At 41.2% G+C, this 17,117-nt stretch carries 13 protein-coding genes; 9 read left to right on the top strand and 4 right to left on the bottom strand.

The features are described from left to right. Positions 1 to 105: 105 nt before the first annotated feature. The 8 genes from IEY03_RS07395 (at position 106) to IEY03_RS07360 (ending at position 9,868) form a co-directional block, all read left to right on the top strand. Positions 106 to 669, top strand: coding sequence for a sigma-70 family RNA polymerase sigma factor (locus tag IEY03_RS07395; RefSeq protein WP_188840703.1), 564 nt, complete (start codon positions 106 to 108; stop codon positions 667 to 669). Continuing rightward, positions 662 to 1,369, top strand: coding sequence for a DUF3379 domain-containing protein (locus IEY03_RS07390; RefSeq protein ID WP_188840702.1), 708 nt, complete (start codon positions 662 to 664; stop codon positions 1,367 to 1,369). The genes IEY03_RS07395 and IEY03_RS07390 overlap by 8 nt, the downstream gene beginning before the upstream one ends. A 148-nt stretch (positions 1,370 to 1,517) precedes the next feature. Next, a complete protein-coding gene (gene putP, locus IEY03_RS07385) occupies positions 1,518 to 2,981 on the top strand; it encodes a sodium/proline symporter PutP (protein ID WP_188840701.1) in 1,464 nt (487 codons plus the stop codon). Between the two features lie 378 nt (positions 2,982 to 3,359). Next, positions 3,360 to 4,595, top strand: coding sequence for an OmpP1/FadL family transporter (locus IEY03_RS07380; protein WP_188840700.1), 1,236 nt, complete (start codon positions 3,360 to 3,362; stop codon positions 4,593 to 4,595). A gap of 260 nt (positions 4,596 to 4,855) precedes the next feature. Next, entirely contained in the window at positions 4,856 to 5,932 is a 1,077-nt protein-coding gene (locus IEY03_RS07375; RefSeq protein ID WP_188840699.1) for an efflux RND transporter periplasmic adaptor subunit, read from the top strand. A 15-nt stretch (positions 5,933 to 5,947) separates the two neighbouring features. Further along, a complete protein-coding gene (locus IEY03_RS07370; RefSeq protein WP_188840698.1) occupies positions 5,948 to 9,202 on the top strand; it encodes an efflux RND transporter permease subunit in 3,255 nt (1,084 codons plus the stop codon). A 22-nt stretch (positions 9,203 to 9,224) separates the two neighbouring features. Continuing rightward, complete coding sequence (locus tag IEY03_RS07365; RefSeq protein WP_188840697.1) at positions 9,225 to 9,437, top strand: YgaP family membrane protein; 213 nt, start codon at positions 9,225 to 9,227, stop codon at positions 9,435 to 9,437. A 47-nt stretch (positions 9,438 to 9,484) separates the two neighbouring features. Continuing rightward, positions 9,485 to 9,868, top strand: a complete 384-nt coding sequence (locus tag IEY03_RS07360) for a rhodanese-like domain-containing protein (protein ID WP_188840696.1) — start codon at positions 9,485 to 9,487, stop codon at positions 9,866 to 9,868. 57 nt (positions 9,869 to 9,925) lie between these two features. Here IEY03_RS07360 and IEY03_RS07355 read toward each other — a convergent pair whose 3' ends face one another. Next, positions 9,926 to 10,312 carry a GNAT family N-acetyltransferase gene (locus IEY03_RS07355; RefSeq protein ID WP_229778224.1) on the bottom strand — a complete coding sequence of 129 codons (387 nt, stop codon included), beginning with the start codon at positions 10,310 to 10,312 and terminating at the stop codon, positions 9,926 to 9,928. Positions 10,313 to 10,774: 462 nt separating this feature from the next. Between IEY03_RS07355 and IEY03_RS07350 the strand changes: the two genes are divergently transcribed. Then, complete coding sequence (locus tag IEY03_RS07350) at positions 10,775 to 13,225, top strand: S8 family serine peptidase (RefSeq protein ID WP_188840695.1); 2,451 nt, start codon at positions 10,775 to 10,777, stop codon at positions 13,223 to 13,225. A 100-nt stretch (positions 13,226 to 13,325) separates the two neighbouring features. On the opposite strand, the gene IEY03_RS07345 is transcribed toward IEY03_RS07350, so the two are convergent. The 3 genes from IEY03_RS07345 to bamB form a co-directional block, all read right to left on the bottom strand. Further along, positions 13,326 to 13,907, bottom strand: coding sequence for a CBS domain-containing protein (locus tag IEY03_RS07345; protein WP_229778223.1), 582 nt, complete (start codon positions 13,905 to 13,907; stop codon positions 13,326 to 13,328). Between the two features lie 400 nt (positions 13,908 to 14,307). Further along, positions 14,308 to 15,774 carry a ribosome biogenesis GTPase Der gene (der, locus tag IEY03_RS07340; RefSeq protein WP_188840694.1) on the bottom strand — a complete coding sequence of 489 codons (1,467 nt, stop codon included), beginning with the start codon at positions 15,772 to 15,774 and terminating at the stop codon, positions 14,308 to 14,310. 101 nt (positions 15,775 to 15,875) lie between these two features. After that, on the bottom strand, positions 15,876 to 17,108 hold the full coding sequence (bamB, locus tag IEY03_RS07335) for an outer membrane protein assembly factor BamB (RefSeq protein ID WP_188840693.1): 1,233 nt from the start codon (positions 17,106 to 17,108) through the stop codon (positions 15,876 to 15,878). Between the last annotated feature and the right edge of the window lie 9 nt (positions 17,109 to 17,117).

The following is a 17,117-nucleotide window of genomic DNA, read 5'->3' as shown; positions in this document are numbered from 1 at the left end:
CTCCAGACGCTCACCTAACAAGCGTCTGGAGAACTGCACACTTTTGTGTTGCGGTATTCTCTTGAACAAGTAAGCTGTTGCTAACAATTCTAAGAAATTTTTAAAATGTTTGAAATTCTGCGAAAGAAAAAGACTGACACCACGGTCTTATCTGACATGGTAAATAAACAACGACGTTACGATAGCCTTGTCAGGGCACTTCATACCGACATTTTCCGCTATGCCTTTTGGTTATGCGGTGATAAACATGTGGCTGAAGATATCACTCAAGAAACCTTTTTACGGGCATGGCGGGCATTGGATTCTTTAAATGATGACAAAGCGGCTAAAGCATGGTTAATCACTATTTTGCGTAGAGAAAATGCACGCCGATTTGAGCGCAAGCAATTTGATTACAGTGATGTTGAGCAAGAACAACTTGAAGATGTGTTCTCAAGTAGCACTGAAGATGAAACCGAGCATTATTGGTTACGCAGGCAAATTGGTAAGCTTGATCTTGAGTACCGTGAACCTTTATTGCTCCAACTTATTGGTGGATTCAGCGGCGATGAAATTGCAGACATGTTGGACTTAAATAGAAACACGGTAATGACAAGATTATTTCGCGCCAGAAACCAGCTTAAAGACGCATTAGACATACCAGAAGTAAGAGGTCAATCAAATGGATGATCTACAATTTCGTCGCCAAGCCTATGGCGATCCCCATAATCAGTCAGATGACTTTTTGCAGCACATAGCAAGCCATCCTGATGATGCAAAATTGGTGAAAGATTTAAAGGCACTTGATAACCAATTAACTCAAGCGCTTAATATTTCGGTGCCAAACGATTTGGCGGAAAAGTTACTGTTACGCCAGCAATTGAGTCAGCACCAACAAACACAAAAACGTACACGCTATTTAATGGCAATGGCTGCTTCTATCGCTTTTATCGTAGGTGTCAGCTTCAGCATGTTGCGTTTTACCCCAATTGATTTATCTGAGCATGCATTGGCGCACGTTTACCATGAAACAAAAGCCCTTCAAATTGAGCAAGATATTGGTTTCAATGATGTAAACTTTAAGCTTGCCAGTATGTCAGGGTTACAACAATCTAAATTTATTCAACAACCTGGTCGGGTATTTTATACCGCCTTCTGTGATTTTCAGGGAGTGAAGTCGCTTCACCTGGTGATGCAAGATGAAAATGGCCAGAAAGTGACGCTGTTTATTGTGCCAGCCGAAGAGCGTTTAAAATTAGAAACCGCTTTTGCAGATGCAAAATATAAGGGCAAGGGTTTTCAATCTGCAGATGCTTATATGTTACTTGTCGGTGAACAAAACTCTGATCTTAATTACGTTAAACGCGAAATTGAGCAAACTTTTATTTAGACCTTCCCTACCGAGTTAACAACTGTTAATAACCAGCCATACTTTACAGTGTGGCTGAGTTTTTTTTAACCAAGCTCCCCTGCTAAAGTGTGAACCACCTCAAACTTCTGCTAGCATTGTCCCAGAATTATAATTAGACGGGATATTCATGGAAATTCAAGCACCAATTTTAATCACTTTTATTGGCTATCTGGCCGTAATGATGGGCATAGGTTTTTGGGCATATAAAAAGACCGACTCTGTTGATGATTATATTCTCGGCGGACGTAAAATGGGCCCTGCGGTTACCGCGCTCAGTGTTGGCGCATCCGACATGTCTGGATGGTTATTACTCGGTCTTCCAGGCGCTGTCTACTTAGGCGGGTTAGGTGAAGCTTGGATTGGCTTCGGACTCCTTTTTGGCGCCTGGCTTAATTGGCTTTTTGTTGCCAAGCGTTTACGTATTTATACTGAAATGGCTGATAACTCGCTGACACTACCTGACTTTTTTGAGCATAGATTTAATGATAATCATGGCTTATTAAAATTAGTTTCTGCCGTGACTATTTTGGTCTTTTTTACCTTCTATGCTTCATCAGGCATGGTGGGTGGCGCGATTCTGTTTGAAAAAGTTTTCGGCCTTGATTACACCTTAGCCTTGGTCATTGGCTCGGTGATTATTGTGTCTTATACCTTCGTTGGCGGCTTTTTTGCCGTAAGCTGGACAGACTTTTTTCAAGGCTGTTTAATGTTAATCGCCTTAATTATTGTACCGATTGCCATTTTTTATGACGCAGAAACACAGGCGAACATCAATACCCTAGATCCTGCCATGCTGACATTTATCGGCGAGAACACCACTGTAATAGGTTTGGTATCTCTGCTTGCATGGGGATTAGGTTATTTTGGTCAACCGCACATTTTGTCGCGCTTTATGGCCATAGGTAGCGCAAAAGACTTACGCTTATCACGTCGTATTGCTATGAGTTGGATGGTATTAGCATTAATTGGTGCATTAGCCACAGGTATTGCTGGCACCTTATATTTTGCTAAGGCGCCACTTGATAATCCTGAAACAGTATTTATTCACCTAGCCCATGCTGCGTTTAACCCTTGGGTAGGTGGTTTACTGATTGCCGCTATTTTATCAGCCATTATGAGTACCATTGATTCACAACTATTAGTGTGTTCCAGCGTGATTACCGAAGACTTCTATCGTAAATGGTTACGTCCTAAAGCAAGTAGCAAGGAGTTAATGCTTGTGGGTCGGATCGGCGTGATTGCCATTGCACTCATTGCTGGTGTGATTGCGCTTAATCCGCAAAGTAGCGTACTTGGTTTAGTCAGTTATGCATGGGCTGGATTTGGTGCTGCATTCGGCCCTGTGGTTATTTTATCTCTTTTTTGGCGTGGATATAGTCGCAATGGCGCAATCGCTACGATTGTTATTGGGGCTGTCACGGTTGTGGTATGGAAACAATTAAACGGCGGTCTATTTGATCTATATGAAATAGTACCAGGCTTCTTGTTTGCCACAATCGTTGGTGTAGTTTTCAGTAAGATATCCCCCCCAAGAACAGAAGTTAAAATGCAATTTAATGCGTTTGAACAAAACCTATTGAGCCAAAAATAATCACTCAATAAGTTAACCGTTCAACAACCAAAGTAGCGTAAAAAATCTACTTCAACAGCAAAAAGCGTACAAGTGTACGCTTTTTTACATTTTAAAATTCAAAAGCCCACCGTTTGAATACAACATCACATTAACAACGCGTCAACTCAAAAACCGCCTTAACCTCATAGTAAATAAGCATTTTTATAAAAAAACTTGTTTAACTCATCATAATGTAAAAAAACAGCCTTTTGAATTAACCCAATGTTAACAACAACTAACAGGTGGTCGGAGTTGTTGCATTCGCTCGGCTTACCTAAGATGCCTGCAAATTTAAAGCTGGAACAATGCCACGCTATTTTCGGCATTACAAAATAACAGCACATAATAGGCAAAAATATGATCCAATTTAACAAGACTCTTCTCGCTATCGCTGTCACCTTGGCAAGCACTCAAGCATCCGCTGCGGGTTTTCAACTTAATAGCCAATCAGCAACAGGCCTTGGCCGCGCAATGGCGGGTGATGCAATCATCGCTGACAATGCATCAGTATTAGCTCGTAACCCAGCAGCTATGGCATTGTTTGATGAAAAAACTTTATCCGCAAATATGACATATGCCGCGATTGATGTATCAATTGATGATGTGAGTGCTAACACCATTTTTGGCAAGCAAGACTTTGGCGGTTTAGACAGCGCAGCTGATGATAAAATTATTCCAAGCTTTTTTTATATCAACCCGGTCAATGATAAAATAGCCTTCGGTTTCGGTGCTTTTAGCAATTATGGTACAGGTACCGATCTAACTGAAATCGCTGAGAGAAGCCCATTAGCTCCGGTTGATTTACTGGGTAATACCGAAGTGACCACGGTTAACTTGAATGCCAGCATGTCATATCGTGTAAATGATGAATTTAGCTTCGGTGTCGGTATCGATGCCATTTATGGTTCAGGCTCATTAAGTCGTCATTCAAAAACGTTCGGCAACTTAGTCGATGTTGAAGCAGATGGTTGGGCTGTAGGCGCGATTGTTGGTTTTGCCTATGAAGTGAATGAAAATCATCGTTTCGGTTTAAGCTACCGCGCAAGTCCTGACATCACAGCTAAAGGTGATATTGCTTATCTTGGTCAAGACTATCAAGAACTGGCAGTGCCAATCGCTGATATCGCTCAATTTGCCGGTTTCCATCAATTAACGGATAAGTTTGCTGTTCACTACACCATCCAATGGACTGAGTGGAGCAGCTTTGACAAGTTAAAACTCAAAGATGGTAGCGTATCACCGCAAGCAACATTGAAAGAATATCACTGGAGTAATTCGTGGTTTACCAGTCTTGGCGCAACCTATAACGTTAATGAGTCATGGATTGTTCGTGCTGGTGTGGCAAGCGATCAGGGTGTAGTTGATGAAATATCATCATTATCTATCCCAGACTCAGACCGTATGTGGTATTCCGCTGGCTTTAGTTACATTCTGTCGCCTAAATCAACCATTGATTTTGGTGTAACCGCTGTAAGAGGTGAAGAAGTGCACGTGCTAGAGAAATCAGCACTGCCAATTTACACTAATGATATTTCAGCTTATACCCATTCAAACGCAATGTACTACTCGCTGCAATATAACTACACATTCTAATAGATTGTTTCAATAGTGTAATGATCCCTTAATCAAGCCATGCTTTTCATAGCATGGCTTTTTTGTGTCCGTCTAAATAAACCTATTGTGATCAAAAGAAAATTTCACTTTTGTGGATAAAACTTATACTCTTAAATCGCCTTTTCTTACTTTATATTCACGTTAAAAGCTCAAATACATTATATTTTTCTAATGAATTGATTGCAGTTTACACCCACATCCATTAGAATTTTCTTATGAACTTTATACAGGTGTATTATATGTATCCGACTCGTCAATTTGTTCTGGCCTCATTGAGCCCCAAAATCATTCTATTAACCACCTATTTAGTATCCGGTTTTTCGGTAGCAGCCAATATTCCCCTTGAGTTGATAACCGCGAAAAGCAGTTCTCAAACACTGTACTTGCAGCTTGACGCCAAAGTTGAGCCGATAAAGTCGGCAACAGTTGCAGCTCAAACTTCAGGCCGGGTATTAGCCATTCATTATGATGTAAATGATATGGTGCCAGAAGGTGCCCCTTTGCTAGAGATCACCAGCAAGGAACAAGGCGCGGGGCTTGCGGGCGCGGAAGCCGAACTGGCTAAAGCACAAGCTCAAAACATCGAAGCTCAAGCCCAATTTGAACGCTATAAAGCCTTATTCCCCCAAGGGGCGATATCTAAAGGTGCTATGGACGAGGCAACCTCTTACGCAAAATCAAGTAAACAGGCTGTCAGCGCAGCTAAAGCAAAACTCATCAGCGCAAAAGAAAATGTCAATTACACTATTGTGAGTGCGCCATTTACCGGCAGGGTTACGGGGAAATGGGTTGAGCAAGGTGAAACCATCAGTTATGGACAAGCCTTATTATCAGGCTATGACACTGATAAATTACGCGCCGTATTTTATGTACCGCAACAATATCGTCAACAGTTGGCCAGCCTTACCAGTATTACTTTGTCCGATGATGTCTCTACGTACCAAAGTGATGCCATTAATAAATTCAATTTCAGCACCCAAGCCGATCAAAGTATTGAAGTGCGTGTGCAACTGGATAATCAGCAACAAACATTACAAGCCGGTCAGTGGCTTAAAGCCGCACTTCCTTTGGCTAAGGTTGATGCAATTTATCTGCCTAAATCGGCTATTTTTCAAGTCGGCGAGCTGACAGCGGTTTATCGTAAGCAAGGTGACAAGTACCTGCAAACTCAAGTGCGTTTAGGTAAACACATTACTTCAGGTGCAATAACTCAAGTCGAGGTGTTATCAGGGGTTATGGATGGCGACAATATAGTCAATGATGCAGCCAATTATGTGTTGCTCCTTAATCAGACTCAAACTGGCAACTCAAAATAATAGGAGAGCAGTAAGATGAATAACTCACACTCTCCAGAATTAGGTTTATCTGGCAGAATTGCAAAAACCTTTCAGGCTAGCGCTATCACCCCTCTTCTTGCGCTTGTTGGTCTATTATTGGGTATTTTTGCGGTAATCATTACGCCAAAAGAAGAAGATCCACAAATAGATGTTACGTTTGCTGATGTATTTATTCCTTTTCCAGGAGCAACGCCAAGTGAAGTACAAAACTTAGTGACGCTTCCTGCCGAACAAATTATTTCTGAAATCAAAGGGGTTGACACTTTATATTCATTTTCTCAGCCTGATGGCGCATTGATCATCACCATTTTTGAGGTCGGTGTTCCCCGCGATGAAGCCGTAGTCAATATTTACAATCAACTGTTCTCTAACCGCGACAAATTCAATCAAGCGGCAGGCATTGGTGAGCCATTAATAAAACCAAGGGGCATCGACGATGTCCCTATTGTCAGCCTAACCTTATATTCTAAGTCAAACGAGACTGGCGCAGAAGAATTAACCCATGTTGCTGCCAATTTAGAAACTGAATTAAAGCGTATTCCTGGAACCAGAGAAATTTACACCCAAGGTCGTCATGACATGGTGCTAAATATAAGATTAGACAGCGCTAAAATGAATGCGTTTGGCGTTACGGTTGATCAAATAGAGCAGCGTTTACAGGATAATAACCAAGTCTCTATGCTGAATTCATGGGTACAGAACAACCAACAAATTAAAGTGCGTGCAGGACAATTTATCAATTCAATTGATGATGTAAAATCATTATTGATTAAGGTCATTCCTGCTCAATCGCAACCACAGCATAATATTATCCCTTTAGCCAAAGCGGTTTACCTGGCTGATGTTGCAGAAATTACCCTTAAAAGTGATATTCCCAATCAGCATGTACGCCATGTTGATCAAAATGGTGATTATCCAGCAGTGACAATCGCTATTGGCAAACAAGCTGGACAAAATGCGGTTGTTATCGCCGACAAAATTTTGAACCGCATAAATGAAGTCCAAAACGTATTGATCCCAGATAGTGTTAAAGTTGCGGTCTCACGTAATTATGGACAAACTGCGGGAGATAAAGCCAACACGTTAATATTTAAATTAATATTTGCTACCTCCGCTGTGGTTTTATTGGTGTTTTTCACCATGGGATTACGTGAATCTGCCGTAGTGGGTATTGCCATCATTATCACCTTGGCCATGACTCTGTTTGCTTCTTGGGCATGGGGATTTAGTCTAAATCGTATTTCATTATTTGCGCTTATCTTTTCCATCGGAATTTTAGTCGATGATGCCATTGTGGTAGTTGAGAACATCCATCGTCATATGGCATTAAGCAATAAACCTTTACTGGAGATTATTCCTATTGCCGTTGATGAAGTTGGCGGCCCCACCATTTTGGCAACATTTACTGTGATAGCGGCCCTCTTACCAATGGCATTTGTATCAGGGCTAATGGGACCTTATATGAGCCCAATCCCAATTAATGCCAGCATGGGAATGCTTTTATCGTTAGTGATTGCCTTTATGATGACCCCTTGGCTGTCAAATAAACTATTGCATCGTCATGTAAGTAAAAACGCTAACACTGGATCTCATTCCATTAATGACGATAACTCAAATGACAAGTTGAGTATTTTTTTCAATCACTTAATGACGCCATTTCTCATTGGAAATAAGGCAGGAAAAGCACGCAAAGGTTTAGCTGTCGGCATTGTAGGGCTGATTTTAATCGCGGTTGCTTTACCAGCAATGCAGGCGGTGGTACTGAAAATGCTCCCATTTGATAACAAATCTGAATTTCAGGTGATGGTTGACTTACCTGAAGGAACCCCAGTAGAGCAAACACAAAGAGTGTTACAGGAAATGAGCCAATACCTTGCTACTGTTGAAGAAATTGATCATCAACAATGGTATGCAGGAACGCATTCACCAATGAACTTTAACGGTTTAGTCCGCCATTATTTTTTACGTAGCAGTCAGGAACTGGGCGACATTCAGGTCAATCTTGTTGATAAATCTCATCGTCATCGCGATAGTCACGCCATTGCGTTAGCCGTTCGTGGCCCACTCAATGATATCGCTAAGCCCTATAACGCAAAGGTAAAAGTTGTTGAAGTACCGCCTGGACCACCGGTTTGGTCGCCCATAGTGGCGGAAGTATATGGTCCGACAACAGCACTAAGAGAACAAGCTGCGTTAGACCTTGAAACGCGCTTTAACCAAACTGAACATGTTGTAGATGTAGATATCTTTTTACCTCAATCTCAACAGCAATGGCAAGTCAGTATTGATCGCTCCAAAGCAAGCTTATTAGGCTTATCCTATGGCCAAATCATCAATACTATTTCCACTGCTGTGGGTGGTAAAGATATCAGCTATTTACATCTTGACTCAAACAAACAACCTACGCCAATACGTTTACAGGTTAATGAAGGTGAAAAGGTCAATTTAGCTCAAATTCTTAATCTTAAATTGACCAATAATCTTGGTGAACAAATCAGCCTAGCTGCAGTAACAAGCATAAAACAAGGTCATATCAATGCGTCCATAGTCCATAAAAATATGATCCCAATGATCATGGTTGTGGCTGATATGGCAGGTCCTACCGATAGTCCCTTATATGGTATGTTCGATATTGCCAGCCAACTAAATGATGCCAATATCAATAAGCAATTTCCCATTGCACAGCATTACGTTGAGCAACCTGATGGAATATCTGAAGTTGCCATACTTTGGGACGGTGAATGGAAAATCACCTATGAAACCTTTCGAGATATGGGTATTGCTTATGCGATTGGAATGATAGCCATCTATCTATTAGTGGTTGGTCAGTTTAAGTCTTATCTTGTGCCGTTAGTCATCATGGCACCCATACCGTTAACTGTTATTGGTGTCATGCCTGGGCATGCTATTTTAGGTGCACAATTTACCGCGACCTCAATGATCGGCATGATTGCCTTAGCAGGGATCATCGTCCGTAACTCAATACTACTCGTAGACTTTATTAATCAGCTTTTGGCTAGCGGTATGCCATTAGAAAAAGCAGTAATTAAATCGGCCGCAGTGCGCGCTAAACCTATTATGTTGACAGCGTTAGCTGCAATGATTGGTGCACTATTTATTATCGATGACCCGATTTTTAATGGCTTAGCAATCAGCTTAATTTTCGGTATTTTTATCTCAACCATTTTAACCCTACTTGTCATCCCTGTACTGTATTTCTCAGTGATGAAGAACCGACAAATAATTTAATCTCTTATTAAGGAGCTCCACTATGTCTATTGAACGTACAATTATGGCTTTTGCTGGTTTTATGGTGTTGTTATCTTTAGTTCTAACGGCAACAGTTAGCCATCATTTTATCTGGCTGACTGTGTTTGTTGGTGCTAATCTATTTCAAAGCGCCTTTACTGGTTTTTGTCCCGCTGCAATGGTGATGAAAAAACTAGGCTTAAAGTCAGAGGCTGAAATAGCCAAAGCTAAATAAGCCTTAAGTTTTGGTTAAAAAAATAATGATAAGGAATATAACGGTTTATGAAATCTTTAAAACGTACCATTAAACAACTTAGCTTGCTCAGTATTCTAGCGGCAAGCTTGATGTTGTTTAATCAGGTGAGTGTTGCCAAAGATGTTTCCACACAGCAAGCCTTGGAGATAATAGAGGCTGGCACCACTATTATTGATGTTCGCACCGCTGAAGAATTTGCCGCCGGTCATATTGCAGGGGCAATTAATATTCCGTTCGAGCAAATTGTAGCTGGCGTTGAAAAGATCGGTCTAAAAAATGATGCGAGTGTAGTGTTATATTGTCGCAGTGGACGTAGAAGTGGTATTGCCGACGAGGCCTTAACACAAGCTGGTTTTACACATTCAGTGAATGCCGGCGGCTATGATGCCCTTGCAGGATCAAAACCTTAATCATTCTGCGTTATCTACTCAGTAAAGTGCCTTTGTTCAATATTAACAAAGGCATTTTTATACCAGCTTTTTGGACATGATAATACAATCTAAATTAAACCCTCTTGGCGATTGGTAGACACTTATTTCATCTCCAATAAAGCCACATTTGCGGTAAAACTCAGCCGCATTTAAGGTAGACTCTAGTGTAAGCAAAGATAAACCAGCCTCTACAGCAAGTCGCTCAAGATAAGCTAACATCTCTTTCCCCATACCTAATCCCATGTGTTGCGGATTAACAAAAATAGCATCGATAAATCCATTACTTAAATCAATCATTCCTGTGGCGATTATCTGCCGATACTTTTTACCGTTCAGGTAAATATTAACTTCAGACACATAACCGTCTTTTGCCAACTTATCTATAAAGGACGCTGGCATCTCGCCATCAGTCCACTTAGACATGGCATCAATACCATAAAATTCAATACATTGCGCTAATATCGCTTGATTGCGAATATTAAAAGCACCTTGGGCATCTTGGCTAACCGCCCGTCTAATTGTAAATTTAATTATATGTTATTCCTTTTATGAATATGCGACTAAAGGCTTATACCCATCACAATGGATTTGCATAAAAAGTCAAAACCAGTGAATTTTAATTAACACAGAAAACCAAAAAAACTAATAAACCAATGACAAATATAAACATATCATCATAAAAGCCCCCTTATACACAGACAATCAATGTGAATATAAATTCAAAAAAACCATCCGCGAACAAATATTATACCAAACAGCCTGCGGTAACACCTTATTTACAAATGTAACTACGATGTTACATTTCGTGAAGTTAGACGTGTTTCACCCTTGAGTTTTCAGTGAGTCTGACACCTAAAAATAATATCAATAACATGGAAGATAAACATGCAAAATAAACGACCTTTAGTTTTATTAAGCCTCTCGGGTATTGCTTTAGCTGTATCATCAAGTTTATATGCTGCTCCACAAGCGTTAAATTTAACTGCACAAAACGGTATTTCTGCTGCAAGCCTAAATTCGGCTTCGCCTTTACCAAAACGCTATATTGTTAAATTTAGAAATGCTGCTGCACAATCTAATTTACAACAGTTCGATAATCAACAAGCGACTCAATCTGATTCAACAATGGATTATCAGCCACGTTCGCATGAAATTTTTTCGCATTTTAGAGCTTTAAACGGTGTTCAAGCGAAAGAAATGAAACGTATTGCTCGTGGTAACAGTTACTCGGTAAAGCTAGATCAACAATCATTAAAATCACTTCGCTTACGTGCTGATGTTGAATATGTTGAAGAAGATTTACCAAGAAAACTCATGGCAGAAACAACGCCATGGGGACAAACTTATGTTGGCGCCACCTCTTTAAGTGATAGTCAAACAGGTAACCGAACTATTTGTATTATTGACTCAGGTTACGACCGCAGTCACAACGATTTAAGTGGCAATAATGTCACAGGCACGAATAACTCAGGTACAGGTAACTGGTATCAACCAGGCAATAATAATGCCCATGGTACCCATGTAGCTGGCACAATTGCTGCCATTGCCAATAATGAAGGTGTAGTTGGTGTAATGCCAAACCAAAATGCCAACATTCATGTAGTTAAAGTATTTAATGAAGCTGGTTGGGGATATTCATCATCACTCGTTTCTGCCATTGACACCTGTGTGAGTAACGGCGCTAACGTAGTGACCATGAGCCTAGGTGGTAGCGGTTCAAGCACAACAGAACGCAACGCAATGACCGCACATCAAAATAATGGCATCTTATTAATTGCTGCTGCGGGTAATGCTGGCGATAGCACATACAGCTACCCAGCATCCTATGATGCGGTAATGTCTGTTGCTGCGGTTGATAGTAATCGTGATCATGCAGCATTCTCACAATATACTGATCAAGTTGAGATCTCAGGTCCTGGTGAAGCAATTTTATCAACTGTCACAGTTGGTGAAGGACGCCTTGCAGATATCACAATTAATGGCCAATCGTATTTTAACAATGGTGTTGTGCCACACAATCGTTTAACACCTTCTGGCACTAGTTATGCAGCTAACCCTATCAATGGGCAAACAACTGCAGTATTAGCTGAGTGTACCGTCAGTGGTACCAGCTTTAACTGTGGCAACATGAGCAACAAGGTATGTTTAGTTGAACGTGTTGGAAACCAAGGTTCTGGCTATCCTGAAATCAATGCAGTTAAAGCCTGTAAAACAGCTGGCGCAGTAGCGGCAATTGTTTACAGTAATACCGCATTACCAGGTTTACAAAATCCATTTTTAGTCGATGCTAATAGCGATATAACCATTCCATCAGTCTCTGTTGATAGAGCCACTGGTTTAGCTTTACGCAATCAACTAGGTGCTAGCACTACGGTTGCCAATCAAGGCAATAAAGATTACGCCTATTACAATGGCACTTCGATGGCTACACCGCATGTATCTGGCGTTGCAACCTTGGTGTGGAGTTACCACCCACAATGTACCGCAAATCAAATTCGCGCAGCATTAAATGCTACCGCAGATGATTTGAATGTCGCAGGGCGCGATAACAAGACAGGTTTTGGCATGATTAACGCAACAGCTGCCAAAGCTTATTTAGATGCATCATGTAATGGTCCAACTGATCCTGGTACCGGCACTGGAACTGGCGATTTAGTGCTGGTAAATGGGGTGGCTAAAACGGGTCTTGCAGGTGCAAAAAGCGATGAGCTTCATTTCTCACTAGACGTACCAGCGGGAGCGAAAGACTTAAGCTTCACTATGAGTGGCGGTACTGGCGATGCTGATCTATATGTTCAATATGGCGCAGCTCCATCTACATCAAGCTATGATTGTCGTCCATGGAAAGGCGGTAACAGCGAATCATGTGCTATTACTAATATCCAATCTGGTACTTACTACGTAATGCTTCAGGGTTATAGCGCATTTAGTGGTGTTAATCTGGTTGCTAACTTCACTGCAGGCAGTACTGGTGGTGGTAATACTGGCGGTCCAGCAAGTTACACTAATACAACTAACTTCAACATCCCTGATAACAACACCACTGGGATCACAAGCCCAATCAATGTGACTCGTACTGGCGATTCAGGCACAGTGTCAGTTAACCTAGGTGTTATCCACACTTACATTGGTGATTTAAAAGTTGAACTTATTAGCCCAACAGGCCAAAAAGTAACATTACACAACAACTCTGGTGGTGGTACAGACAATATCAACCAAACCTATAGTGCAAACTTTACAGGTGTTGAGTCTAGCGGTACTTGGTTACTAAAAGCTGTTGATAACGCACGACGTGATACAGGCTATATCGATACTTGGACATTAAGCTTTCAATAATTAGAAATGCTAAATAGCTAACGTAAAAGCCTCGCAACCCATTGACGGATTGCGAGGCTTTTTTATTCAGCAGATTAAGTCACTTTTTTAAATACACATATTAAGCAACTATTGAATGCGTCACTTTCGAGATAACTTCAAATATACTTGCAAAACTTGTGGGTGTGCTGACATCGATATCTAATTTTAAGCGTTTTGCGATATCGTTTGCCGATAACACCCCGCGTATAGTGTGATGCTCACGATCAACGACCAAACAGTGCTGCTGGCCGGCAGCTTTTAATGTCTCAATGATATCGCCTATTTTGGCATGTACAATATCAGCATAATCAATCGCTTTTAATTGCGATTTAGGGATCATAAAGTCACTGATTAACAGGTTATCTCGATGATGTCCATCAGCCTGTTTTTTGACAATCTCTTGATGGTTTAATGAATCAAAGCTAATCAAGCCAAGAAACTTTTCATGCTTATCTATAACTAGCTTTAGACGAACATGTGCTTTCTTCATTAAAAATTCAACGTCAGTGGCTTTGGTATTCGATTCAATAACCAGCGGCATAATATTTTTGAAATCAGTAAAAACATGTAACGCAGGTGAACGAAGTGTAAATTCTTGATAGTTTGCGGGCCAAGCCAATTCATCAATAGCTTCAACGGCATGTAGAGTTAATTTTTTCACAACAATATCCTTAGCTAATGAAAACCTAACACACTGATTTTCAAATACATATAAAAGAATAACAACGTAAAAACTAATTATGATTATCAATCTAAGGTTAGATTTACACAATATAGGTTTGAATTAAATTTCGTTCACCTTGGTAATTTTAAGGTTCAATTCATTATTAATGCTTGCTAGGAACATACTTAAACTTGTTGGGCTATGACTCAATATCAAAAACAAAATGACTGATACAAATCAGTTATTGGCTAACAGCACAAGAATTGAGTGTGGTTATCGGAGGAGTAAAATATTGTTGGGCAGGTAAAGTTTGTAATCACGCATAAAAAATGCCAGTAAACCTCATTTACTGGCATTTTTGCTTATTACTTAGAGCACATAGCTAATTAAGCAAAGTTTATTTCTTACGGTCACGTATATGGCTTGTTGCACGTTTGCGGCGACGCTCTTGGCTGAGGGTTAACTTCTCGCCGCGGCCTTCAAACGGGTTAGCACCTTCATGGAAACGTAATTGAATAGGCGTGCCTACTACATTTAATGAACGACGGAAGTAGTTCATCATATAACGTTTGTATGAATCAGGTAGCTTGGTTACCTGGTTACCATGTACAACCACGATTGGCGGATTATAACCACCGGCATGAGCATACTTAAGCTTAACGCGACGACCGTTTACCAATGGAGGCTGATGATCGTCTTGAGACATTTGCATAATTCGAGTCAGCATTGAGGTACTAACACGACGCGTAGCACTGTCGTAAGCTTCTTCGATTGATTCATACAAATGACCAACACCTGTACCGTGTAGTGCCGAAATAAAATGAATTCGAGCAAAATCGATAAAACCTAGACGGCGATCTAACTCACTCTTAACGCGGTCTTTGATATTTTGGTCTATACCGTCCCACTTGTTAACAGCAATCACTAATGCACGGCCAGCATTCAATGCAAAGCCCAATAAACCTAAATCTTGTTCAGCAATACCTTCTCGGGCATCAATAATCAACAAAACCACGTTCGAATCTTCAACCGCTTTAAGGGTTTTGATCACCGAAAACTTTTCAATCACTTCATGCACTTTGCTGCGACGACGAACCCCAGCGGTATCAATCAGAATATACTCACGACCTTCTCGTTCCATTGGAATATAAATGCTGTCGCGTGTTGTTCCAGGCTCGTCATAAACCACAACCCTTTCTTCACCTAAAATACGATTAGTCAGGGTTGATTTACCCACATTGGGTTTTCCAATAATCGCTAATTTAATTGGCAAGCTTTGTAAGCGAGCTTGTTCAGCTTCAGCTTCTTCTTCGGTATATTCGCGCTCGACTACATCGCCCTGTTCTTCTTCGTCACGCACAATCCCCATGGCTTCTGCGTAAGGCGTTAAAGCGTAATCGATCATGTTGGTTACGCCACGACCTTGAGCCGCTGCCATTTGATAGACTTCGCCCAAACCCAGTGACCAAAATTCAGCACATGCAGAATCAGCATCAATACCATCGACTTTGTTAGCAACAACAAAGGTGACTTTATCACGACTACGCAGATGCTGTGCTATCGCCAAATCAGCGGCAGTCAAACCAGCTCGGGCATCAGTTAAAAATAGCACCACATCTGCTTCTTCAATCGCAGCCAAAGACTGCTCAGCCATCTTGGTTTCGATCCCTTCTTCAGTGCCATCAATACCGCCAGTATCAACCACAATAAATTCATAGCCAGCCAGATAAGCGCGGCCATATTTACGGTCACGGGTCAATCCAGGAAAGTCAGCGACTAATGCATCACGGGTACGTGTTAGACGATTAAATAATGTCGATTTTCCGACATTGGGTCGCCCAACAAGGGCCACTACAGGGATCATGATTTTGCCTCTAAAATACGTCTCAATAAAAAGCCCCCGGAAAGCTTCCAGGGGCTCTAATAAGGTACATTATACCCTATTTGTTAGAAATTGCTTTGCTGTTATTCGTCAGCGGCGACTTCTTCGTTTGTTGCTACGCTACCATCACCATTTAGGGTAACAATAGCAAGCTTACCGCTTCGACCTTGAAGGTAAATTTTATCATCTACCACTAAAGGTTGGCCATATAAGCCATCACTATCAACTTCAACACGTCCAACAACAACGCCATCGTCGCGGTTTAACACATGTAAATAACCTTCAAAATCACCGACAACCAAATAGTCACCGATAGTAGCAGGAGAAGTTAAATCACGATTTTTAAGCGTGCTATTTGACCATAGCTCTAAGCCATTACGGCGATCAACCGAATAAATACGGCTGCGGTCATCAACTAAATATAAACTTAATCCCGCTGCGGCTAACTCATTAAAGCTAGAGTATTTACGCGACCAGACGATTCTGCCACTGCGAAGTTCCATTGATACTAAGTTACCATTGTAACTTGCCACAAATAGATTATCGCCCAGTATTAATGGGGTCATGTCTACATCGGCCATACGGGTAAACTCATTTCCCCCTGTAGGAGTATAGATGGATTGTTCCCATGCGACTTGACCGTTGTTTTTCACAACCACAGCAACTTTACCGTCAGCCGTACCTAAAAAGAAACCACCCGCTTCATAAGCTGCAGAACCTGTACCGCGAAGGGTCAAGTTGGGTAGTTGCATTTCATAGGTCCATAACTTTTTACCGTCATCAATATCGAAAGCTTCAAACAAACCTTTACTGGAATTAACCGTAACCACATCTTCAGCAACCGATGGTGCAGATAATAATTCGCCATTGCCTTGTGCTGACCAAAGTACATCACCTGTTGCTTCATCTAAGGCAGCCAACAAACCGGTTTCGCCACCTACAAACACTTTATTACGAGCCGCTGTGACACCTGCCGCTAGGCGAATACCTTTGGTTTTGATGTTCAGTTGTTCGCTAAACTCTTCATTAAAGTCTTTGCTCCATAGAAGCTCAAGCGTTTGCTGATCATAAGCTCGAACTTCACCGTCACGATCGGCAACAAAAATTTTACCGTAGCGCACAGTAGGACGTAATTGTGAATAATAATCACCTACGCCATTACCTATGCTTTTGCTCCAGCTGACCTCAGGAAATACCGAAGCTTGAATTTCAACTAATTCACTCACTGGCTCTTCTTCGACATCACTTGAAGAACAACCAGAAATAAGGGCCATACCTAAACCAGCCGCAAGTAGATTTTTATACCATAACTTCATTGGCTAATT

It is taken from the genome of Shewanella aestuarii (assembly GCF_014647215.1).
In the GTDB taxonomy this organism is placed as follows: Bacteria; Pseudomonadota; Gammaproteobacteria; order Enterobacterales; family Shewanellaceae; genus Shewanella; species Shewanella aestuarii.
This window is presented reverse-complemented; position numbering and strand designations above follow the sequence as displayed.